The organism is Amorphus sp. MBR-141 (assembly GCF_053628695.1).
On the sequence record NZ_JBRJGW010000011.1, the window covers coordinates 37,328 to 58,566 of the forward strand.

Sequence of the window (21,239 nt, forward strand, 5' to 3'; positions counted from 1 at the left end):
GGCCGGAAATCAGGGCGTCACGCCCTTTTCCTCGAAGTACTTGGCGGCGCCCGGATGGAACGGCACCGGCGAGCCCTTCATGGCGCTTTCAAGCTTGATGCCCTTCGCCGCCGAGTGGGCCGCCACCAGTTCCGGCAGGTTGTCGTAGATCGCCTTGGTGATGGCATAGACCTCTTCGTCGCCGAGATCGGAGCGGGTCACCAGGAAGTTCGGCACGGCGGCCGTCGCGACGTCTTCGGTCTGGCCGTCATAGGTGTTGGCCGGGATGGTGGTGGCCAGATACGGCGCGCCGATCTTCTCGATCACCGCCGCCGGGATCTCCACCACGACGATCGGCACCGAGTTGGCGAGATCCTTGATGGAGGCCACGCCGAGGCCGGCCGACTGCAGGGTGGCGTCGAGCTGGCGGTTCTTCATCAGCTCGACGGATTCGGCGAACGGCAGATATTCGACCTTGCCGAGATCCTCATAGGTGATGCCGGCCGCGCCCAGGATGGCGCGGGCGTTCAGCTCGGTGCCCGACTTCGGCGCGCCGACCGACAGCCGCTTGCCCTTCAGATCGGCGATCGACTTGATGCCGGATTCCTCGGAGGCGACGATCTGGACGTAGTTCGGATAGATGCCGCCGAGCGCCACGACCTTCTTCAGCGGCGCCTTGAAGCCGGCTTCCTCGTTGCCCTGGGCGCCGTTGGCCAGGCTGTCGGCCAGGGTGAAGGCCACTTCGCCCTTGCCCTGCTCGATCAGGTTGAGGTTCTCCACCGACGCCTTGGTCGACTGGACCGACGGGCGGGCGTCCGGCACGTTCTCGCCGATCACCTTCGAGATGGCGACACCGAGCGGATAGTACACGCCGGACGTGCCGCCGGTGAGCACACCGACGAACTCGGCCTTGGCCGCCACCGGCGCCAGCGCCAGGGTCGTCGCCAGCGCCACCGCGCCGAGGCGCACCGCTTTGAAACGTTGGGCAGTTTCGATCAGTCGCTGCATGGGCGTTCTCCCTTCCGGTTTCCGAAAATCATGCCGGGAGGCCGAGCGCTCCCGGTCAAAGGCCAATTTTCTTGTCCTCTTGTTCGACAGCATCCACAGGACGCGCGCCAGGGGCAAGTGACAATCCGCGGAAAGCCCCCCAAAGGTTGAGCAACAGACCTTCGCCGGCCCGCTTGCGCCGAGCCTCTTCCGTTGCGGGCAGACCTCGCACTACGATGGCGGACGCACCGATCCTGCCCGCGCGTGGAGGCCGCCCTGTCCGACGATCCCGACACCTCCGACGCGCTGCGCGCTGGCGTCACCCTGAGGGACTGGGTGGCGCGCTGGGCAGCCGAAAAGCCTGGCCATCCGGCGCTTCAGTCGCCGTCGGGCACGATCACCTACGCCGAGCTGCACGCGCGTGCGCAGCGGCTTGCGGCGGGACTGCGCGCAGCAGGGATCGCGCGCGGCGCGCGCGTCTGCGCACAGCTGCCCAACGGCCCCGAATTCGTCACGGCGTACCTGGCCTCGGGCTACGCAAACTGCGTGTTTCAGACCCTCCACATGCCCTATCGCGCAGCCGAGATCGCACCCTTGCTTGCGCACGCACAAAGCGCGGCCCTAATTGCGCTATCGCGCGCAAAAGGCTTCGAACCGGCCGCGTACGGGCTCGCTGCGCGCGCGCACCTGCCGGACCTGAAGCTGGTGGTCGCCGTCGGCGATCCGGTGCCGGATGGGGCGGTCGCCTACGACGCCCTGGCGGCCACCGAGGGCGAGATCGATACCCGTCCCTCCCCCTCCGACCCCTACGTGCTGCTCTATACCTCCGGCACCACCTCGGCGCCGAAGGGGGTGATGGTCGCCTACGAGAACTTCCTGCCCAACGCCGCCCGCAGCGCCCCGGAACTGGGCGTCGACGGCGACTCCGTCCTGCTGTCGGCCGCCCCCTTCACCCACCTCTACGGGATCTTCTCCATCAACCTGGCGCTCGCCGCCGGCGCCACCATCGCGCTGCTGCCGGTCTACACCCCGCCGGCACTGGCCGAGGCGCTGGCGACTTACCGGCCCACCCATCTGTTTTCCGCCCCTGCCCACATGGCGGCGGCGGAGGCGAACGGGCTGCTGACGCCCGACCTGCTGGCATCGCTGAAGCTGCTGCAGATCTCCGGCACCGCCTGCCCGCCGGCGCTTGCCCGCACCGTCCAGGAGCGGCTGCCGCACGGCGTGGTCGGCCAGCTGTGGGGGATGAGCGAGCTGCAGGCCGGCGCCTTCACCCGGCCAGACGACCCGTTGGAGGCCCGCACGAGCTCGGCCGGGCGGGCGAGCCCCGGCACCGGGCTCCGGGTGGTGGAGGGCGGCGTCCCCTGCCCGGCCGACATCGAGGGCGAGCTGCAGGTGCGGGGGCCGTCGCTGTTTTCCGGCTACCTCGACAACGCCGCCGCCAGCGCCGACGCGTTCACCGAGGACGGCTGGTTCCGCACCGGCGACCTGGCGGTGATGGATGCGGCGGGCTTCATCCGCATCACCGGGCGCTCCAAGGACGTGATCAACCGCGGCGGGGTGAAGTTCAATCCGGCCGACGTGGAGGACCTGCTGGCGGGCCATCCGGCGTTTGCCCAGTGCGCCATCGTGCCGGTCCCCGACGCCACGCTCGGCGAGCGCGCCTGCCTGGTGGCGATCCTGCGGCCCGGCGCCGAGCCGCCGACGCTGGACCACCTGCGCGCCTTCCTGACGGAGGCCGGCGTCGCCAAGACCAAGTGGCCGGAACGGCTGGAATTCGTCGACGAGATGCCGATGACGCCGACCCGCAAGGTCAAGAAGGCGGAGCTGGCAAAACTGATGCGGGAAAGGGAGCCCGGCTGACTGCCGGCAGACTTGACCGCGATCAGCACGAAGCCGGAGCCAGACTGCCCTGCATGATCGCTGCGAAAGTTTCGGACGCTTCGGCTTCGCTGCACTGGCCACGTACCATGGCGGCTGAAAGCGCCTCACCCGCACCGACCAAGCCGACGCATCGCCGCTCCAGCTCGGCAGGCGCCAACGGGGTGTGCGGCCTGAAGGTCGACGCGAAAAACCGGACCTGCTCAGCGAGTAGCTCCTGGTGGACGGCGTCCATTTCGTCGTCTCCGGCGAGCGCGGCCCGGACGGCGTGAAACTCTCCGCCCGTATCGACCGAGCAGCGGATATACGCCGCAGCGAGCACGCCGACGATCTCCTCGAAGCTGCGTTCCCCCGTGGCCAGCGCGGCGTGAACCGCCCGGGACTGCTCCAGATCCAGCGCCTTGTAGAGCGCAATCAGAAGTCCCGAACGGGTGCCGAAATGGTCGTAGGCGATCGGCTTCGAGACACCGGCGAGGGTCGCGAGATGGCCCAGGGTCAGGCGGTCTGCCCCTTCATCCCGCACGATCGAGAGCGCCGTATCGAGGAGCTGGCGCCGGCGTTCCGCCTTCGGGAGTCTGTGCTGCCCCCTCCTCTGCTTCGTCTCGCTCATGCCCACCTCTGCATCGCCCCGCCTTGCGTAAGTTACCAATCGTAGCTAGTTAAGTTACCAATGGTAATTTAACGCGAAGTGATCAAGGAGATCCAGACATGTCAACAGACCCCATCCTGCTCGTTGGAGGGTCCGGCGTCGTCGGAGGCTGGACGGCGCGGCACCTGCGTCACGCGCACCCGAACGTACCGCTCCTCATCGGTGGACGTGACCGCACCAAGGCCGACACCGCAGCAGAGGTCGTCGGCAATGCCGAAGGCGTCGCACTCGACCTCTCTGCCGACGACCTCGGGCTGGGCCAGCGCGCGGTAAGTGCCGTCGCCGTTCTCCTGCCGGACGAGACGCGGGCTGGATTGAGGTTTGCCGATACGCGACGCGTCCCGCACATCAGCATCGCATCCGGCGTCGAGCAGATCGGTCCCGACGTCGCGACCTATATGCACAATCCACAAAGCGCGGCGGTCGTCCTTGGCACCGAATGGCTCGTCGGCGCCACGATGATTCCCACGCTCAATGCCGCTCGCAGGTTCAGCCGGCTCCATGACATACGAATTGGGGCGGTCTTTGACGAGGAAGACCTTGGTGGCGCGGCGCACCTTGCCGACCTGAAAGGTCTCACAGACGAGAGGGCCTCCGCGCTGACCCGTCGCGACGGCGCTTATTTCTGGCGCCATGGCGCGGATATCGGCGCCACGGTGCACGCCGCCGACGGAACGCCGATGGAAGCCTTCGGGCTGTCGATCAACGATGTCGTCGCGCTGTCGGCGGCGACGGAAGCGCAGAATGTCGAATTCAATCTTGCCCTCGGCGTCTCCTCAAGCCGCCGCCGAGGAGAAGCCATGTCGACCGAAATCATCATCGAGCTGAGCGGAACGGATCACGACGGAAAAGCGCTTCGCACGCGTCACGCGGTGATCCATCCCGATGGCCAGTTCCCCGTGACGGGGCTGGGTGTCGCCATGGTCCTCGAGCGGCTTGTCGGCCTCGACGGCAAGCCGGCGGTGAAGCCCGGCCTCTATTTCCCCTATCAGCTTCTCGATCCCGCGACCTACGTCGCGCGGTTCGAAGCAATCGGCGGTGACATCATGGAATTGGCCGTGCTGTGACGAAAGCGATGGGCGGGCCGGGTTCGCCGCTCGGCGCGGCCGCCCCGCTCCCCCTACCCCTCGGCGCGCTTCTTGTCGTCGGCGATGCAGCGGATCTGGCCGTCGGTGAGACGGTAGGCCCAGCCGTGGACGTGGAGATCCTGCCCCCGGTCGAGCGCGTCGCGGACGATCGGGCTTTGCAGGACGCGGTCGCACTGGCCTTCGACGGAAAGCTCGCACAGCCGGTCGAAGCGCTTCTCCTCGTCGGTGATCGCCTCCAGCTCGTCCCGGTTGAGGCGGGCGATGTCGCGGATCGGCTGCAGCCAGTGGTCGACCATGCCGCTCGGCGAGCGTTCCATGGCAGCCCGGATGCCGCCGCAGCCGTAGTGGCCGCAGACGATGATGTGCTGGACCTTCAGGACATCGATGGCGAACTGCAGCACCGACTGGCAGTTGAGATCGGCGTGGTGCACCAGGTTGGCGATGTTGCGGTGTACGAAGACCTCGCCGGGTGGCAGGTCGGTGATGACGTTGGCCGGAACGCGGCTGTCGGCGCAGCCGATCCACAGATACTCGGGCGCCTGCTGGTGGACGAGGCGGTCGAAATAGCCCGCGTCGCGCTCGATCTGCTTCCGCGCCCAGTCCTTGTTCTGCTTCAGTAGGTGCTCGAGCACGCCGTCTCTCCCTGTTCCACGCCGGCCGACATGACCGGGCGCAATTTGATGAGACGGGACACAGAAATCCAGTGCCGAACGGCCCCAAGCCGGCAGAATCGCCACCTCACACGCTCAACTTGTCGAAACCGGCGCGATTTCTCGTCGCTGGGTCATCCGGCCCGGCCAAACGGGACGGCGTCCTCAGGCGGCGGTGCCGGAGGCCGCACCCGGGGCCGGCTCGGCCGCGGCAAGCTGCGCCTTCAGGTGGAAGTGCTGGACCTTGCCGAGGGCGTTCCTGGGCAGCGTGTCGACGAAGCGGATCTCGCGGGGCACCTTGAAGCGGGCGAGATGGGCGCGCAGGTGGGCAATGAGCGCCTCGCCGCCGATCTCGGCACCGGGACGGGCGACGATGAAGGCCACCGGCACCTCCTGCCACTGGGGGTCCGGCCGGCCGATGACCGCGGCCTCGGCCACGTCCGGATGCTCGTGCAGCACGCGCTCGATCTCGGCCGGATAGACGTTCTCGCCACCGGAGATGATCATGTTCTTCTTGCGGTCGTGGACGTAGAAATAGCCGTCCGCGTCGCGGGTGCCGATGTCGCCGGTGTGGAACCAGCCATTGCGCAGCACGTCGGAGGTGGCGGCCTCGTCGCCCCAGTACTCGTAGAGCACGGTCGGGCCGCGCACGATGATCTCGCCGGCAACGCCCGGCGCCACCTCGCGGCCGGCGTCGTCCACCACCCGCGCCTCGCAGGCGAGGCCCGGCAGGCCGACGGTGCCCTTGCGCATGACCGCGTCGACGCCGCCGATGCGGGTGTAGATGCAGATCGGTGCGGTCTCGGTGGAGCCGTAGACCTGCAGCACCTTGATGCCCTTCGCCTGGAACGCCTCGATGAGCGGCTGCGGCACGATGGTCGAGCCCGCGCCCACGGCGCGCAGCGACGAGATGTCGGCGCCGGTCTTCGCCGCCTCGTCGAGGATGGCCGCCATGGTCGCCGGCACCACCACCGTGAGCGTCGGCCGGTCGGCGGCGATGGCGCGGACCGCCGCCGCCGCATCGAAGCGGTCATGGAGGGTGAGCGTCGCGCCGACCTGCAGCGCCGGTGTCGACTGGATGTTGAGGCCGCCGACATGGAACATCGGCAGCGTCGTCAGCACGTGGTCGTCGGAGGTCAGGTTGTGCAGATGGGCGGAATGGATGGCGTTCCAGACCAGCGCGTCCTGGCGCAGCACCGCGCCCTTGGGGCGGCCCGTGGTGCCCGAGGTGTAGACGATCAGCAGCGGACAGGTGGTGTCGATGTGGGGGTTGCGGCCATCCCCCTCGATCCCGGCAAGCGCGTCGTCGAGGCGGACGCCGCCGGCGGGCGCGAAGTCGAGGCCGATCACGCGGCAGTCGGGCACGGCATCGGGCATCGTGTCCAGCACGCCCGCGAACGCCTCCTCGACCACCAGGAGCTTCGCCGAGGCGTGCTCGAGGATGTAGAGGTGCTCCGGCACCGCCAGCCGCCAGTTGACGGGCACCAGCATCGCCCCGAGCCGGGCGCAGGCATAGAGCAGCACCAGGTAGTCCGGCCGGTTGAGCGACAGGATCGCCACCCGATCGCCGCGCCCGATCCCGAACCGGCTCTTGAGCAGGCGGGCGGTGCGGTGGATGCGGTCGGCGAAGGCGCCGTAGGTGAGGACCTCGCCGTTGAACCGGATGGCCGGCTTGTCGGGCGTGAACGCGGCGTTGCGGTCGATCAGGTCGGAGAGATCCATGGGCACATGTCCGTGAGCTGCCGGTCGGAGCACGGTCGCCGCGGACGGCAGCGGCCGTGCCGGTTCGTAAGCTCGAACGATCAGTCGTCCGTTTCGCCGTCCTCGTACAGCGTGGCGCGGCCGAGGCGATCGAGGCAGAGTTCCGCCGTCCACGGCAGCATCAGCGCCCCGCAGCGGCTGTCGCGGTAGATGCGCTCCAGCGGCAGCGTCTTCAGCATCGACTGGCCGCCGCAGGTGCGGATGGCGAGGCGGGCGATGTCGTTGGCGAACTCCATCACCGTGTACTGGGTGGCGTAGGCGCGCATCACCTGATCCTTGCTGGGATTGGCGCACGCCTCGGTGACGGTCTGGAACCACAGGGCCTTCAGCTGATCGAGCTTGATGCGCATCTCGGCAACCGCGATCTGCTTGGTCGGATACATGCGCCGCTTCACCGGCGGGGTGCCCGGCACCTCGCCGCGCAGGTAGGAGACGGTGAAATCGTAGGCCGCCTGGGCGAGGCCGACGTAGCTCGGCGCCAGCGTGAGGAACATGTGGGGCCAGTTGGAGGCCGCCTGGAAGTAGAGGCCACGCGGCATCAGTGCGGCGTCCTCCGGCACGAACACGTCGTCGAAGATCAGCGTGCGCGAGACGGTGCCGCGCATGCCGAGCGGGTCCCAGTCGCCCACCACGGTGACGCCCTTGGCGTCGGCCGGCACGGCCAGATAGAGGGTGTTGCGGCGGCTCTTCTTGCCGTCGGCCTCGGTCTCGGTGCACAGCACGCCGTAGTAGTTGGCGCTGCCGGACAGCGAGGCGAAGATCTTCTTGCCGCGCACGATCCAGCCGCCCTCGGTGGGCACCGCCTCGGTGGAGAAGGCGACGCCGCCGGCCGCCGCTGCCCCGCCCTCGGAGAATGGCTGGGCGTAGATGGCGCCGTCCTCGATGATGCGCTTGTAGTGGATGGCGCGCCGGCGCTCCTGGTCGGCGCGGTCCTCCGCGCTCATCTCCAGGTCGTCGGCGAGCGGCCCCGACCACAGCGTCGAGCAGACGTGCATGTTCCAGGTGAGCGCGGTGGCGCCGCAGTAGCGGCCGATCTCGGCGGCGACCAGCGAATAGCTCTGGTAATCGGCGCCGCCGCCGCCGAAGCGCTCGGGAATGCACAGCGCCAGCAGGCCGGCCTCGTGCAGGTCCTTGTAGTTCTCGGTCGGGAACTTCGCCTCGCGGTCGTACTCGAAGGCACGGGCGGCGAACTTCGACTTGCCGAGCGCGCGGGCGGTGCGGCACCAGGCCGCCTGCTGGTCGGTCAGCCGATAGGCGACCGGATCGAACATCGGCGCATCGAGGTCGACAGCGCTCACGTCGACGGCGGGCATGTTCATGGGTCGGTCCTCCTGGTCAGGCTCGGGGGGCGCCGTCGAGGCCGGCGAGAAAGCCGCGCATGGCCTCGGTAAAGGCATCGGGATGGTCGAGATTGGCGAGATGGCCGGCTCCGTCGAGCTCGACATAGGTGGCGCCGGCGATCTTCTCCGCCATGCGCTTCATCATCGGCGCCGGCGCGCTGGTGTCCTCGGTGCCGGCGATCAGCAGGGCCGGCACGGAGATGTTGGCGAGATTGGCGCGCTGGTCGAAATGGACGAGGGCATGGACCATGGCGCGGAAGCTGTCCTCGCTGGTGGCGGCGAGCGCGTCGCGGCCGAGGCGGAAGCCCTCCGGGTCCGGGTTCGGGCCGGTGAGCCCCTTCATCATGCCGTCGGCGAGGTCGGCCATCTTCCCGCCCGCATCCAGCGGGGCGAGGCGGCCCTTGATGAACGCTTTCTGGAAGTCTCCGTCGGGCCGGCCGAAGGCGGGGCTGGTGCCGGTGAGCACGATGGCGCGGGGCGAAACGAGCCCGGCGGCGAGCGCTTCCTGCACAATCATCCCGCCCAGCGACTGGCCGATCAGGATCGCGTCCTTTGCATCGACGGCGGCAAGGAAGTCGGCGAGCGCCTTCGCCAGCGCCGGCAGCGTGGCCTCGGCCAGCGGCGCCGAAGTGCCGTAGCCGGGCACGTCCCAGGAGATGGCGCGGTAGCGGTCGGCGAAGGCGGCGAGCTGCGGCGTGAACACCTCGCCCGCCCCGCCGATGCCGTGGATGAACACCAGCGCGGGCGCGGACGGATCGCCAGCCTCGACGTAGCCGAAGCGGCCGTCGGAGGTCGCCTTGCGCGCGATCGCGGATGCACCGGCCATGCGGATCTGTCTCCCGAAGATTGCCCCTCCGGCGGAGGATAGCACACAGAAATTACATGAAAAGGAATAGTTTTAAGAGGAAGGACGGGCGCCCGGAGGCACGAAAAGGCCCCGCCCGCCGTGTCAGCGGCGCGCGGGGCCTGGGAGTTGATTGCCGGATGGGACGGGCGGGACGCGGCGCAGATCAGTCGTAGGGAAGCCCGACATAGTTCTCCGCGAACACCATCTTGGCGGCGCGGGAGTGGGCCAGGAAGTCGAGCTCGGCGCGCTTGACCCGGTTGTCGAACGGCTCCTCGTCGAACTTGTGGAGCAGCGTCGTCATCCACCAGGAGAAGCGTTCGGCGAGCCAGATGCGGCGCAGCGCCTTGGCGGCGTAGCCCTTGACGCCGGCCTCGTCGCCGCTGCGGTAGAAATCGATGAGGGCGTTGGAGAGGTAGAACACGTCGGAGGCGGCGAGGTTGAGCCCCTTGGCGCCGGTGGGCGGCACGATGTGGCCGGCGTCGCCGACCAGGAACATGCGGCCATGCGACAGCGGCTCGGCGACGAAGCTGCGGAGCGGCGCCACCGACTTCTCGATGGACGGGCCGGTGACCAGCTCGGCGGCCACATCGGACGGCAGCCGGCGCTTCAACTCTTCCCAGAAGCGATCGTCGGGCCAGTCCTCGACCTTCTCGTCGGCCGGCACCTGGACGTAGTAGCGGCTGAGGACCCGCGAGCGCAGCGAGCACAGCGCGAAGCCACGCGGATGGCCCGAGTAGATCAGTTCGTGGGAGACCGGCGGGGTTTCCGACAGGATGCCGAGCCAGCCGAATGGGTAGACCTTCTCGTAGACCTTCAGCTTGTCGGCCGGGATCGCCTTGCGGCTGGGGCCGTGGAAGCCGTCGCAGCCGGCGATGAAGTCGCAGTCGACGCGGTGGGTCTCGCCGTCCTTGACGTAGGTAACGTAGGGGCTGTCGCCGTCGACGTCGTGCAGCGCCACGTCGGCGGCGTTGTGGATGACGGTGCCGCCCATGGCGTCGCGGGCCTCGTAGAGGTCCTTGGTGACCTCGGTCTGGCCGTAGACCATCACCGTCTTGCCGCCGGTAAGCTCGCCGAACGGGATGTGGATGCGCATGTCCTCGACGGCGATCTCGACGCCGTCGTGGATCTCGCCCTCCGCGTCCATGCGGTCGCCGACGCCGGCATCGCGCAGCATGTCGGCGAGCCCCTGCTCCAGCACGCCGGCGCGGATGCGCGACAGCACGTGGGCGCGGCTCTGGCGCTCCAGCACGACGGTCTCGATGCCGGCCAGATGCAGGCGCTGGGAGAGCAGCAGGCCGGACGGGCCGGCGCCGATGATTGCGACTTGGGTCTTCACGCGCTTGCTCCCAGGTGGGTCGGTCGGAGGTTCGATCGGGTGCCGGATCAGACGGCACGGCCGCGGGCTTGCGCCGCTGACCGGTCCGGATGCGGATACGTGGCCCGGCCGCGTCCGGATCGGCGCGGACCGGGAAAGTTTGCAGGCAAACCGGCTGCCACGCCACCGGCCGCGGACGCAAGGCCCGTGTCCCGGATCGACGGACCCGGGACACGGAAGCGATCAGACGTCGAGGAAGACGGTCTCTTTCGGTCCCTGCAGGTGGATGTCCAGCCTGTAGGTGGCGGTGCCGCTGCCCGGCTGGCGCTCGGCCATCAGCGTGCCGCGGCGCCCCGGCGGCACCATCTTCAGGATCGGATCCTCGGCGTTGCAGTCCTCGTCGGCGAAGTAGACCCGGGTGTTCAGGTGGATGTTGATGCCGCGGGCGAACAGCGCCAGCGACACGTGCGGCGCCATCAGCGTTCCGTCGACGTTCTTCACCCGGCCCGGCTTCACCGTCTCGAAGAAGTAGTAGCCGGACTTGAGGTCGGAGGCGGCGCGGCCGAGGCCGCGGAAGTCGCCGGCGATCTCGCCGACGCGCGGGTCGAGCGGATGGCGGTAGCGGCCCTTGCCGTCGGCCTGCCAGAGCTCGACGACGGCGTCGATCACCGGCGCACCGGTGCCGTCCCACAGGTTGAACTCCAGCTTGATCGTCTCGCCCTCGGTCTGGGGGCCGGCGACGACGTGGAGGTTCTCCTGGGTGCGGACCGGGAGGCCCGCGACGGACGGCACCATGCCGAGGTGGACGTAGGGGCCCGCCGTCTGGGACGGCGTTTCACGAAGCAGCGTTACCGGCATTTCAAAGTCCCTCCGGCCTGTTTTCGAAGAAGCTCTGCCGCGAACCGCGGAGCACGATGTCGAAGCGGTAGGCGAGGCAGTCGTGGGGCGTGTTGGCGGTCATGTCGAGGAGCGCCGTCATCGCGTCGACGCCGGCCTTGTCCGGCACCGCGTTGACGATCGGGCAGATCGGGATCAGCGGATCGCCCTCGAAGTACATCTGGGTGACGAGCCGCGTCACGAAGGCCGGACCGAACAGCGAGAAGTGGATGTGGGCCGGGCGCCAGCTGTTGCGGTAGTTGCGCCACGGATAGGCGCCGGGGCGGATGGTGCGGAAGTGATAGTAGCCCTGGTCGTCGGTGACGCAGCGCCCGCAGCCGCCAAAGTTGGGATCGAGCGGGGCGATGTAGTCCTCCAGCGCGTGGCGGTAGCGGCCGCCGGCGTTGGCCTGCCAGACCTCGACGATGGTGTTGGGGATGGCCCGGCCGTTCTGGTCCATCACCCGGCCGTGGACGATGATGCGCTCGCCGATCGGCTCGCCGTCGACCTGGGCGTTGACGATCATGTCGTCGTCGTGGGGCGCCAGGTCGTTGTGGCCGAACACCGGGCCGGTGAGCTCCGACATGGTCTGCGGGATCGACAGCAGCGCCTGCTGGGGCGAGCGCGCGACGGTGGATTTGTAGCCCTGGTAGAAGGCGGCCGGGTGCAGCGTGCGGTCCCGCGGCTGGAAGCCGGTGGGCAGCGCCGACCGGTCGTTGAGCCGGTCCGTCAGCGGACCCGCCCAGCTGAGCGTGGCTTGCTCGTTCATGTGTCCTGTTCCTCCCTCGATTGAGGACCCTCGCCCGCGGCGAGAACTTGTTTTGCGATACCGTAAGCGGTGTTGGCGGCCGGCACACCGGCATAGATGGAGACGTGCAGCAGAAGCTCGCGCAGATCCTCGATGGTCGCGCCGGTCTGGCGCATCGCCCGCACGTGCATCGCGAACTCGTCGTGGTGGCCGCCGGCGGCGAGCAACGTGAGCGTCACCATGGAGCGCTCGCGCTTGGTCAGTCCCGGCCGGTCCCACACCGATCCCCAGGCCATCTCGGTGATGAACTGCTGGAAGTCGGTGTCGAAGCCGGTCTTCCGCGCCTCGGCGCGGTCGACGTGGGCGTCGCCCAGAACCGAGCGGCGGACCGTCATGCCCCGTGCGTGGCGCTCGTCCATGCTCATTGCGTTCCTTCCCCTTGCCGCCAGGACAAACGGGCCGCGTGGTGCGGCCGCCGGTGCGGCATGCGTGCGCTCACCGTGCCGTTGTGGACGGCGGCGTCCAAGTTCGTCTTTGACATTGGTCAAAGCTAAGTATTGTCAATCGGTCATGTAAAATGACTTTTTGAATGAGATAGATAATCAGAACGATATGATTCCGGCCCGCGTCAAGTTCCGCCACCTGCAGTGCTTCCTCCAGACCGCCCGCCTCGGCGGGGTGGCCAGGGCCGCCCAGAGCCTGGGAGTCAGCCAGCCGGCCGTCTCCAAGGCGCTGGCCGAGCTGGAGGAGATCCTCGGCGTGCAGCTGATGGAGCGCAGCCGCGCCGGGGTCGCGCTGACCCCGGTCGGCGAGATGTTCCTGCGCTACGCGGGCGCCAGCATCGCGGCGCTGCGCCAGGGCCTCGACGGGGTGTCGCGCGCGACGATGGCGCAGGAGGCCCGGCTCACCGTGGGCGTGCTTCCGTCGGTCGCCGGGCGGGTGGTGCCGGCCGCCGTCGACCGCTTCCGCCAGGCCCAGCCGGGCGTCACCCTGAAGATCGTGTCGGGACCCAACCTGCATCTGCTCGACCAGCTGCGGCTCGGCGCCCTCGACCTGGTGCTCGGCCGCCTCGGCGCGCCGGAGACGATGATGGGGCTGAGCTTCCAGCATCTCTATTCGGAGACGGTGACGTTCGCCGTGCGGCCGGGCCACCCGCTCGCCGCGAAGCCGGACCTCGCCCGCATCGTCGACTACCCGGTGCTGTTCCCCGACGAGGAGGCGGCGATCCGCGGCATCGTCGAGCGCTACCTGATCGCCAACGGCATCGGCCACATCCCCGACCGCATCGAGACCGTCTCCAACGACTTCGGCCGCGCCTACACCCGCCGTTCGGACGCGGTGTGGATCATCTCCTCCGGCGTGATCGCCATCGACGTGGACGAGCGGACGCTGGAGGTGCTGCCGTTCGACGTCTCCGACACCTCGGGCCCGGTGGGCGTGACCACCCGGGCGGATGCGGAAGTCCCGCCCTCGACGCGCTTCCTGATCGACGCCATCCAGCGCGTCGCCAACCTTGCCGAGACCTGACGCTTTACATCAAATATTAACCATAAATAATTGATAAATATACTACATCGAGAACAATCTAATACAACTTGTGAAATGCCTCCTCATGCACTGCGGGGTGAAGACCACCCTGCCACGCGGACCGACACCAAAGCGTTACCGGCCCGACAGCTTGCCGGCCGGCCGGCGCGCCGGATCAGGACGACGACGTCGCCGAAGGTCCGAGATGTGCCGCCTCGGGTGGGGCGTCGAACACCCGGACCCGGTTGCCGCCGGCGAACTTCGCCTCGTACATCATCTCCGACACCCGGCGGATGAGATCGACCACCGGCTCCCCGGTGCCGAGATCGCCGACGCCGATCGACACCGACATCATCACCTTCTCGCCGTCCCGATCAAAGGGCGTTTCCGCGATGCTGCGGCGAATGCGGTCGGCGATCAGGGTGGCCTTGTCGCGGGTGACGTCGGGCAGCAGGAGGATGAATTCGTCGCCGCCCCAGCGCACCAGATAGTCGTAGGGACGGCTGAGGTCGTGCAGGCGCAGGGCGACGGCGCGCAGGAGCCCGTCGGTTGCGACATGGCCGTGCACGCGGTTCAGATCCTTCAGGCGGTCGATGTCGATGAACAGCGCCGATACGGGCGTGCCGAGGCGAAGGCTGCGGGCCGTCACCTCCTGCTCGAGACGCCGGAGGCCATGGCGGTTGAAGGCGCCGGTCAGGGCATCGTGCTCGACGCGCGTTTCCAGCGCCACCAAGCCGCGATGAATGTCATCGAGCTCCGCCCGCAGCTCGGACAGCGTCGCGGCGTCGTCGGACGCGAGCAGCGCTTCGAGGCGCGCGGACAATGTCGGCTGAACCGGTATGCCGGCCTTCTGCGGATGCACGCCCGCAACCCCTTTCTCCGCCCACCGATCGGCTGACCGTCTGCCCGGTCACCTGCCGAAAAGGCATATCAGCTGCGGCCACGTCGCCAAAGAGAATGGCCGACGGGCCGAGCGCCCTCCAGCGTCCCGTACCCATCAGCCGCAGTAATGGCGACGAGAAAAATTCGTCATACAGGCAAGCTGGCCTGCCGCCCGTGCCCCGAAATCAAGTAGCCTTGCGCTTCTATACGACACCAAACACCCTGCCCAGCCAGCGTGGCAGGATTTAAGCGGACACGCATATGCGCTACTCGCTGACTTCCCTTCTCGCCAACGCCCTGACCGGCAACCGGGCGTGGCCGCTCGCGTGGCGCAAGGCCGTTCCCAAGCCGGCTTATGACGTCGTCATCGTCGGCGGTGGCGGCCACGGCCTCGCCACGGCATATTATCTCGCCAAAGAACACGGAATTACGAACGTCGCCGTGCTCGAAAAAGGCTGGCTGGGAAGCGGCAACATCGGCCGAAATACGACGATCATCCGCTCGAACTACATGCTGCCGGCCAACACTCATTTCTACGAGTGGTCGCTGAAACTGTGGGAATCGCTGTCGCGGGAGCTGAACTTCAACGCGATGGTCTCCCAGCGCGGCGTCATCAACCTCGCCCATACACCTTCCCAGCTGGACGCCTATGCCCGCCGCGGCAACGCCATGCGGCTGGCCGGCGTCGACGCCGAACTGCTCGACCGCGACGAACTGGCGCGGCGGGTGCCGGGCATGGACCTGTCTGACGGCGCCCGCTTCCCCATCCTTGGAGGCCTCTGTCAGCCGCGCGGCGGCACCGTGCGCCATGACGCCGTCGCCTGGGGCTACGCCCGGGCGGCCGACATGCTTGGCGTCGACATCATCGAGAACTGCGCGGTGACGGGCTTCACCTTCGAGGGCGACCGCATCACCGGCGTGGAAACCACGCGCGGCGCCATCACCGCCGGCAAGGTCGGGGTGGCGGTGGCAGGCTCCACTTCCGACGTCATGCGGATGGCGGGATTCGACCGCCTGCCCATCGAGAGCCACGTGCTGCAGGCGTTCGTATCGGAAGGGCTGAAGCCGTTCATCGACACGGTCATCACCTACGGTGCCGGCCACCTCTACATCTCCCAGTCCGACAAGGGCGGGCTGGTCTTCGGCGGCGACATCGACGGCTACAACTCCTATGCCCAGCGCGGCAACCTGCCGATCGTCGAGGACGTGGCCGCCACCGCGGTCGCCATGTTCCCCTCGCTCTCCCGGCTGCGGCTGCTGCGCTCGTGGGGCGGCATCATGGACATGTCGATGGACGGCAGCCCGATCATCGACCGGACGCCAAAGCCGGGGCTCTACCTGAATGCCGGCTGGTGCTACGGCGGCTTCAAGGCGACGCCCGCCTCGGGCTGGTGCTTTGCGCACACCATCGCCCGGGACGCGCCGCACGCGCTCAACGCCGACTTCACCCTCGACCGTTTCCGCACCGGCGCGCTGCTCGACGAGCGCGGCGCCGGCGCCACCCCGCGCTTGCACTGAGGCGACCCCATGCGACTTCCCTGCCCCATCTGCGGTTCCCGCTCGGTGAGCGAATTCGCCTACGAGGGCGACGCCACCGTCGTCCGCCCGCCGCTCGAGGCCGACGCGGACGCGTGGTTCGCGGCGGTCTATCAACGCGAGAACCCGCGCGGACCGCATGCGGAGCTCTGGCACCACATCCAGGGCTGCCGCGCGTTCGTCCGCATCGAACGCGACACCACCACCCACGAGATCCTCGGCGCGCGCCTCGCGTCGCCGGCCGGAGACGACGCATGAGCGGCTTTCGGGTTGCCGACGGCGGCGCGCTGATCGATCGCTCGCGCCCGGTGTCCTTCACCTTCGATGGCCGGGCCCAGACCGGCTTCGCCGGCGACACGCTGGCCTCGGCGCTGCTCGCCTCCGGGCACCGACTGTTCGGGCGATCGTTCAAGTATCACCGGCCGCGCGGCCTGCTCGGCGCCGGCCCGGAGGAGCCGAACGCGCTGATGACGCTGGGCAGCGGCGCCAGCCGCGAGCCCAACATCCAGGCGACCATGGCGGAGATCTTCGACGGGCTCGGCGCGGTCAGCCAGAACCGCTGGCCTTCGCTGAAGCTCGACCTCATGTCCGGGCCGCTTTCGCTTTTATCTCCGGGACTTAAGGCAGGCTTCTACTACAAGACATTCATGGGCCCGGGCCGCAAGGCGTGGGACTTCTACGAGCCGTTCATCCGCCGTGCGGCCGGTCTCGGCGCCGCCAGCACCGACGGCGATTTGAGCCGCTACGAGAAGACCAACGCCTTCTGCGATGTCCTTGTCGTGGGTGGCGGGCCGGCAGGCCTCGCGGCCGCGCTGACGGCCGGCCGCGCCGGAGCCAGGGTGATCCTCGCCGACGAGATCGCGGCGTTCGGCGGCTCGCTCTACGAGAGCCGCGCCACCATCGACGGCCAGACGGCACTGGCCTGGATGCGCGCCGCCATCGATGAACTGTCGCGGATGGACACCGTGCGGCTGCTCCCCCGCACCACCGTCTACGGCTACTACGACGGCAACGTGCTCGGCGCCGTGGAACGGGTGCAGGATCATGTCGCCGCGCGCGACCCCGACCTGCCGCGCCACCGGCACTGGACGATCCACGCGGGGCGGGTCGTGCTGGCCACCGGCGCCATCGAGCGGCCGCTGGTGTTTGCCGGCAACGACCTGCCGGGCGTCATGCTGGCCTCCGCCGTCGAGCGCCATCTCGCCCGCTATGGCGCCGCACCCGGCCGCACGGCCGTGGTGGTCGGCACCAACGACGGCATCTACCGGACGGCCGAGATGCTGCTGGCCGCCGGCGTGGAGGTGCGCGCAGTCGTCGACACGCGGGCGAAGCCGCCGCAGGCGTTCGCCCACCGGATCGCCAGCGACGGCATTGCGCTGCACGCCGGCACCGTGGTCAGCCACGTGACCGGCGGCACCCGGATCCGCCAGATCCATCTCGCCCGCGCCGACGCGGCCGGGCAGCCGAAGGATGGCTGGCGCGAGGCGATCACCGCCGACGTGCTCGCCGTCTCCGGCGGCTGGACGCCGACGCTGCACCTGGCGAGCCAGGCCGGCGGCCCGCCCGTCTGGCGGCCGGAGATCGACGCGTTCGTTCCCGGTGCGCCGCGCGAGGCGTGGATCGCCGCGGGCGCGGTCGGCGGGACCACGGGGCTGGGCGAGATCCTTGCCGACGGCGCGAAAGCGGCCGGCGCGGCGCTGTCGGCGCTCGGCCTCGGCCACGCCGCCATCGACCACCCGGCCGCCGACGATCCGGACGCGCCGTCGGGGACGTCGACGATGGCGGTGCGCGCCATAAAGAGCACCAAGGCGCGCGGCAAGGCGTTCGTCGACTTCCAGAACGACGTCACCACGTCGGACGTGAAACTGGCCCACCAGGAGGGCTACCGCTCGGTGGAGCACCTGAAGCGCTACACCACGCTGGGCATGGCCACCGACCAGGGCAAGACCTCGAACATGAACGCGCTTGCGCTGATGGCCGACGCGGAGCGCCGGACCATCCCCGAGGTCGGCACCACCCGCTTCCGGGCGCCCTATACGCCGGTGTCGCTGGGCGCGCTGGCGGGCCGCGAGGTGGGCTCCCACTACCGCCCCGTCCGCCGGACCCCGATGCACGACTGGCACGTGGATCACGGCGCCGACATGCTGGCGACCGGCGCCTGGATGCGGCCGCGCGTCTACCGGCAGCCGGGCGAGAGCGTCACCGACGCCTACATCCGCGAGGCGCGGACGGTGCGCGAGGCGGTCGGCATCGTCGACGTGTCGACGCTGGGCAAGATCACCGTGCAGGGACCGGACGCGGCCGACTTCCTCAACCGGGTCTACGTCAACGGCTTCGCCAAGCTGGAGGTCGGCAAGGCCCGCTACGGGGTGATGCTGCGCGAGGACGGCTTCGTCTACGACGACGGCACCAGCTGGCGGCTCGGCGAGGACGACTTCCTGATGACCACCACGACGGCCAACGCCGCCGGCGTGCTGGCCAGGCTGGAGCGCCATCTCGCCATCGACTGGCCGGAGATGCGGGTCGCCGTTGCCACGGCCACCGACCAGTGGGCGGGGCTGGCCATCGCCGGGCCGGAGAGCCGGGAGGTGTTGGAGTGCGTCGTGCGCGACGTCGATCTCTCCGACGCAGGCACCCCCTACATGGGCGTGCGCCGGGGCCGCGTCGGCGAGGCACCGGTGCTGGTCGCCCGCCTCTCCTTCTCCGGTGAACTGGCCTACGAGGTGCATTGCGGCGCCCGCGACGGGCTGACGGTGTGGGAAGCGGTCCACGACGCCGGCCAGCCGTTCGGGCTGATCCCCTACGGCACCGAGGCGCTGGGCACGCTGCGGATCGAGAAGGGCCACGTCTCAGGGCCGGAACTCGACGGGCGCACGACGCTCGGCGATCTCGGTCTGGGCCGGATGGCGTCTTCGAAGAAGGCGTTCGTCGGCAAGGCGCTGATGGACCGCCCAGCGATGGTGGCCGCCGACCGCAAGACGATGGTGGGACTGAAGGCGCTCGACGACCGGCCGCTGCGGACCGGGGCGCATGTCGTCTCCGACGCCATGCCGGATGGCGTCACCAGCCTCGGCCACGTCACCTCGCCGACCTATTCGCCGGCGCTCGGGTGCCACATCGCCCTGGCGCTGGTCGCCGGCGGCGGGCGGACCGGCGAACGGCTTACGGTGGTCGACCCGATCCGCGGCGGCGATCCCCTCGCCGTCGAGGTCGTCTCGCCGCATTTCTTCGATCCAGAGGGAGACCGGCTCCATGGCTGACCCGAGAGACCCGTTCGGCGGACACCTGGACGCCGGCCGCAGCGGCGGACGACGGGGCGGCGCACCGGTCCGGATCGCCGCCATCGCCGGGATGGCCGCCGCGCAGATCCAGGCCTGGCCGGGCAAGCGGAGCGAGCTCACGACCGCGCTCGCCCCGCTCGGGATCTGCCTTCCCGACGGGCAAACGTTCGACGACCGGGACGGGCGGCTCTCCGGCCGCATCGCGCCGGGGCGTTACCTGGTGCTGTCGGAGGGCACGATCGCCGACGTCCAGGCGGCGGTGGCGGGCGCCGTGGGCGCGGTCGCCGACCTGTCGCACGCCCGGGCGGGCGTGCGCATCGCCGGCGCCAGCGTCGAGGCGCTGATGGCGAAGGCGGCGGCGATCGACTTTTCCGCGGCGGCCTTTCCGCCGGGGCGCCTCGCCCTGACGTCGATCCATCACATGGGCTGCCTGGTGCTCCGGCGCGCCGACGACGCATTCGACCTCCACGTGCCGACGAGCTTCGCCGTGTCGTTCGCCGACTGGCTGACGGACGCGGCCCGGGAGTTCGGCTGGATGACCGGGACGCCGGTGGGGCTGCGGGGGGGCGCCGACGCCTGAGGCAGACCCGCGGCCCACGGCTCCGCGCAATCCGGTTGATCGCGGCCTCGAAACCGAAGCAGGATGGCGGTCCCGCGGCCGCCCGCCGGCCCGCCGCTCACCCTGGATGCATGCCGTGACCGACTTTCCCACCGGCTTCGACCTGAAGGCGCTGCGCGTCTTCCTCGCCGTCGTCGAGGCGGGCGGCATGACGCCGGCCGCCCAGCGGCTGGGCATGACCCAGTCGGGCGTCTCCCAGACCATCGCCAGCCTGGAGCAGGCGGTGGGGGCGACGCTGTTCGACCGGTCGCTCAGGCCGATCGCGCTGACCGGGGCCGGCACGCTGCTGTTCGAGCGCAGCCGGGCGCTGGTGAGCGAGGCCGGTGGGGCGCTCGCGGCGCTGCGCGGCATGGAGGCGCGGCCGCGCGACTGCATCACGCTGGCGATGGCGGAGAGCATGGCGGGCACCACCGGGCCGGCGCTGGTGCGCCGGCTGGCCGGGCTGTCGGAGCGCTGGCGGATCTGGTCGGGCATCTCGCCCGATCACCACGCGGCGCTCTTGTCGCGCGCGGTGGACTTCGTCGTCTCCGCCGGCGAAGAGCTGGACGGGCTCGACGGACTGACCCGCCACGAGATCTGCACCGAGCCGTTCGTGCTGGTGGCGCCGAAGGACGCGGCGCTGCCGGAGGGCAGCTTCCCAGACCCGGCGCGGCTGCCGTTCATCCGCTACACGCTGCGCTCGTCGATCGGCCGCCAGATCGAGCGGCAGGTGAGCCGGCTGGGCCTCGACCTGCCGAACCGGGCGGAGTTCGACACCGCCACCGGCCAGATCGCGGCGGTGGCCGACGGCATGGGCTGGTCGCTGACGACGCCGCTGTGCCTCGCCCAGGAAGCGCACCGGCTGGACGGGCTGGTGGTGACGGCGATGCCGCGGGGCACGTTCACCCGGACGATGGCGCTGTTCGGCCGCTCCGACGACCCGGGCGACCTCGCCGGCCGGATCGCGGAGGAGCTGCGGCGGATCCTCGACGCCACGGTGCGGCCGCGGCTGGCGGCGGCGCTGCCCTCGATCGGCGCGCTGCTGTCGATCGCCGGGGCGCCCGGGAGCCGGTGAGGCCGGCGGCGATCGCCGGACCGGTGGTCAGTCGCTTCGGAGGTGAGCCGTCCCGTGCGTCAGGGACGATCGGTGCCGCCCTGGCCGTTGCAGGCGCGGCGGGCGGCGGCAAGGCGCGCGTCCTCGGCGTCGGTCCGGCGCGCGCGCTCCAGCAGCGCCGAGATTTCCTCGCTCAGGTCCCAGTCCGCACCCATGACATCCTCCGCCGATGTTTCCCCC

General features: G+C 69.6%; 20 protein-coding genes. 8 read left to right on the forward strand and 12 right to left on the reverse strand.

Annotation, left to right across the window (positions count from 1 at the left end; all coding sequences use genetic code 11):
- Positions 1-9 precede the first annotated feature (9 nt).
- Positions 10-987: a TAXI family TRAP transporter solute-binding subunit gene (locus ACSSVZ_RS15575; protein ID WP_453971476.1), complete on the reverse strand. Its 978-nt coding sequence runs from the start codon at positions 985-987 to the stop codon at positions 10-12.
- Positions 988-1,230: 243 nt separating this feature from the next.
- Here ACSSVZ_RS15575 and ACSSVZ_RS15580 point away from each other — a divergent pair, with 243 nt between their 5' ends.
- Complete coding sequence (locus ACSSVZ_RS15580) at positions 1,231-2,829, forward strand: class I adenylate-forming enzyme family protein (protein ID WP_453971478.1); 1,599 nt, start codon at positions 1,231-1,233, stop codon at positions 2,827-2,829.
- A 22-nt stretch (positions 2,830-2,851) separates the two neighbouring features.
- Here ACSSVZ_RS15580 and ACSSVZ_RS15585 read toward each other — a convergent pair whose 3' ends face one another.
- Complete coding sequence (locus ACSSVZ_RS15585; protein ID WP_453971480.1) at positions 2,852-3,457, reverse strand: TetR/AcrR family transcriptional regulator; 606 nt, start codon at positions 3,455-3,457, stop codon at positions 2,852-2,854.
- Between the two features lie 98 nt (positions 3,458-3,555).
- Here ACSSVZ_RS15585 and ACSSVZ_RS15590 point away from each other — a divergent pair, with 98 nt between their 5' ends.
- The gene (locus ACSSVZ_RS15590) at positions 3,556-4,563 is read left to right on the forward strand and encodes an NAD(P)-dependent oxidoreductase (protein WP_453971482.1); all 1,008 of its coding nucleotides are present in this window, start codon (positions 3,556-3,558) and stop codon (positions 4,561-4,563) included.
- A gap of 53 nt (positions 4,564-4,616) precedes the next feature.
- Here the strand turns inward: ACSSVZ_RS15590 and ACSSVZ_RS15595 are convergent, their stop codons facing one another.
- From ACSSVZ_RS15595 to pcaC, 8 genes are all read right to left on the reverse strand, one after another.
- Positions 4,617-5,216, reverse strand: coding sequence for a carbonic anhydrase (locus tag ACSSVZ_RS15595; protein WP_453971484.1), 600 nt, complete (start codon positions 5,214-5,216; stop codon positions 4,617-4,619).
- 183 nt (positions 5,217-5,399) lie between these two features.
- Positions 5,400-6,956, reverse strand: coding sequence for a class I adenylate-forming enzyme family protein (locus ACSSVZ_RS15600; RefSeq protein ID WP_453971486.1), 1,557 nt, complete (start codon positions 6,954-6,956; stop codon positions 5,400-5,402).
- Between the two features lie 80 nt (positions 6,957-7,036).
- A complete protein-coding gene (locus tag ACSSVZ_RS15605; protein ID WP_453971488.1) occupies positions 7,037-8,314 on the reverse strand; it encodes an acyl-CoA dehydrogenase family protein in 1,278 nt (425 codons plus the stop codon).
- Between the two features lie 16 nt (positions 8,315-8,330).
- Positions 8,331-9,161 (reverse strand): alpha/beta fold hydrolase, encoded by an 831-nt coding sequence (locus tag ACSSVZ_RS15610; protein ID WP_453971489.1) that lies wholly within the window; start codon positions 9,159-9,161, stop codon positions 8,331-8,333.
- Positions 9,162-9,345: 184 nt separating this feature from the next.
- Positions 9,346-10,518: a 4-hydroxybenzoate 3-monooxygenase gene (gene pobA / locus ACSSVZ_RS15615; RefSeq protein WP_453971491.1), complete on the reverse strand. Its 1,173-nt coding sequence runs from the start codon at positions 10,516-10,518 to the stop codon at positions 9,346-9,348.
- 222 nt (positions 10,519-10,740) lie between these two features.
- Positions 10,741-11,355 (reverse strand): protocatechuate 3,4-dioxygenase subunit alpha, encoded by a 615-nt coding sequence (gene pcaG / locus ACSSVZ_RS15620; RefSeq protein ID WP_453971493.1) that lies wholly within the window; start codon positions 11,353-11,355, stop codon positions 10,741-10,743.
- Between the two features lies 1 nt (position 11,356).
- Positions 11,357-12,142, reverse strand: a complete 786-nt coding sequence (pcaH, locus tag ACSSVZ_RS15625; RefSeq protein ID WP_453971495.1) for a protocatechuate 3,4-dioxygenase subunit beta — start codon at positions 12,140-12,142, stop codon at positions 11,357-11,359.
- The gene (pcaC, locus tag ACSSVZ_RS15630) at positions 12,139-12,540 is read right to left on the reverse strand and encodes a 4-carboxymuconolactone decarboxylase (protein WP_453971677.1); all 402 of its coding nucleotides are present in this window, start codon (positions 12,538-12,540) and stop codon (positions 12,139-12,141) included. The genes pcaH and pcaC overlap by 4 nt, the downstream gene beginning before the upstream one ends.
- A gap of 193 nt (positions 12,541-12,733) precedes the next feature.
- On the opposite strand from pcaC, the gene pcaQ reads away from it, so the two are divergent.
- On the forward strand, positions 12,734-13,648 hold the full coding sequence (pcaQ, locus tag ACSSVZ_RS15635; RefSeq protein WP_453971497.1) for a pca operon transcription factor PcaQ: 915 nt from the start codon (positions 12,734-12,736) through the stop codon (positions 13,646-13,648).
- 175 nt (positions 13,649-13,823) lie between these two features.
- On the opposite strand, the gene ACSSVZ_RS15640 is transcribed toward pcaQ, so the two are convergent.
- Positions 13,824-14,510: a GGDEF domain-containing protein gene (locus ACSSVZ_RS15640; protein WP_453971498.1), complete on the reverse strand. Its 687-nt coding sequence runs from the start codon at positions 14,508-14,510 to the stop codon at positions 13,824-13,826.
- 281 nt (positions 14,511-14,791) lie between these two features.
- Between ACSSVZ_RS15640 and ACSSVZ_RS15645 the strand changes: the two genes are divergently transcribed.
- From ACSSVZ_RS15645 to ACSSVZ_RS15665, 5 genes are all read left to right on the forward strand, one after another.
- Positions 14,792-16,048, forward strand: coding sequence for a sarcosine oxidase subunit beta family protein (locus tag ACSSVZ_RS15645; RefSeq protein WP_453971500.1), 1,257 nt, complete (start codon positions 14,792-14,794; stop codon positions 16,046-16,048).
- Positions 16,049-16,057: 9 nt separating this feature from the next.
- The gene (locus ACSSVZ_RS15650; protein WP_453971502.1) at positions 16,058-16,324 is read left to right on the forward strand and encodes a sarcosine oxidase subunit delta; all 267 of its coding nucleotides are present in this window, start codon (positions 16,058-16,060) and stop codon (positions 16,322-16,324) included.
- Complete coding sequence (locus ACSSVZ_RS15655; RefSeq protein ID WP_453971503.1) at positions 16,321-19,326, forward strand: sarcosine oxidase subunit alpha family protein; 3,006 nt, start codon at positions 16,321-16,323, stop codon at positions 19,324-19,326. The genes ACSSVZ_RS15650 and ACSSVZ_RS15655 overlap by 4 nt, the downstream gene beginning before the upstream one ends.
- Positions 19,319-19,927 carry a sarcosine oxidase subunit gamma gene (locus ACSSVZ_RS15660; RefSeq protein WP_453971505.1) on the forward strand — a complete coding sequence of 203 codons (609 nt, stop codon included), beginning with the start codon at positions 19,319-19,321 and terminating at the stop codon, positions 19,925-19,927. The genes ACSSVZ_RS15655 and ACSSVZ_RS15660 overlap by 8 nt, the downstream gene beginning before the upstream one ends.
- 115 nt (positions 19,928-20,042) lie before the next feature.
- Positions 20,043-21,020, forward strand: a complete 978-nt coding sequence (locus tag ACSSVZ_RS15665; protein ID WP_453971507.1) for a LysR family transcriptional regulator — start codon at positions 20,043-20,045, stop codon at positions 21,018-21,020.
- Between the two features lie 59 nt (positions 21,021-21,079).
- Here the strand turns inward: ACSSVZ_RS15665 and ACSSVZ_RS15670 are convergent, their stop codons facing one another.
- Complete coding sequence (locus ACSSVZ_RS15670) at positions 21,080-21,214, reverse strand: hypothetical protein (RefSeq protein WP_453971509.1); 135 nt, start codon at positions 21,212-21,214, stop codon at positions 21,080-21,082.
- Between the last annotated feature and the right edge of the window lie 25 nt (positions 21,215-21,239).

Excerpts from the sequence above, each read along its gene's own strand:
- ACSSVZ_RS15575 (WP_453971476.1), bottom strand. The coding sequence starts at position 987 with ATGCAGCGACTGATCGAAACTGCCCAACGTTTCAAAGCGGTGCGCCTC.
- ACSSVZ_RS15650 (WP_453971502.1), top strand. The coding sequence starts at position 16,058 with ATGCGACTTCCCTGCCCCATCTGCGGTTCCCGCTCGGTGAGCGAATTC.
- pcaH (WP_453971495.1), bottom strand. The coding sequence starts at position 12,142 with ATGAACGAGCAAGCCACGCTCAGCTGGGCGGGTCCGCTGACGGACCGG.
- ACSSVZ_RS15655 (WP_453971503.1), top strand. The coding sequence starts at position 16,321 with ATGAGCGGCTTTCGGGTTGCCGACGGCGGCGCGCTGATCGATCGCTCG.
- ACSSVZ_RS15590 (WP_453971482.1), top strand. The coding sequence starts at position 3,556 with ATGTCAACAGACCCCATCCTGCTCGTTGGAGGGTCCGGCGTCGTCGGA.
- ACSSVZ_RS15610 (WP_453971489.1), bottom strand. The coding sequence starts at position 9,161 with ATGGCCGGTGCATCCGCGATCGCGCGCAAGGCGACCTCCGACGGCCGC.
- ACSSVZ_RS15670 (WP_453971509.1), bottom strand. The coding sequence starts at position 21,214 with ATGGGTGCGGACTGGGACCTGAGCGAGGAAATCTCGGCGCTGCTGGAG.
- ACSSVZ_RS15585 (WP_453971480.1), bottom strand. The coding sequence starts at position 3,457 with ATGAGCGAGACGAAGCAGAGGAGGGGGCAGCACAGACTCCCGAAGGCG.
- ACSSVZ_RS15645 (WP_453971500.1), top strand. The coding sequence starts at position 14,792 with ATGCGCTACTCGCTGACTTCCCTTCTCGCCAACGCCCTGACCGGCAAC.
- ACSSVZ_RS15660 (WP_453971505.1), top strand. The coding sequence starts at position 19,319 with ATGGCTGACCCGAGAGACCCGTTCGGCGGACACCTGGACGCCGGCCGC.
- pcaG (WP_453971493.1), bottom strand. The coding sequence starts at position 11,355 with ATGCCGGTAACGCTGCTTCGTGAAACGCCGTCCCAGACGGCGGGCCCC.
- pcaQ (WP_453971497.1), top strand. The coding sequence starts at position 12,734 with ATGATTCCGGCCCGCGTCAAGTTCCGCCACCTGCAGTGCTTCCTCCAG.
- ACSSVZ_RS15600 (WP_453971486.1), bottom strand. The coding sequence starts at position 6,956 with ATGGATCTCTCCGACCTGATCGACCGCAACGCCGCGTTCACGCCCGAC.
- ACSSVZ_RS15605 (WP_453971488.1), bottom strand. The coding sequence starts at position 8,314 with ATGAACATGCCCGCCGTCGACGTGAGCGCTGTCGACCTCGATGCGCCG.
- pcaC (WP_453971677.1), bottom strand. The coding sequence starts at position 12,540 with ATGGACGAGCGCCACGCACGGGGCATGACGGTCCGCCGCTCGGTTCTG.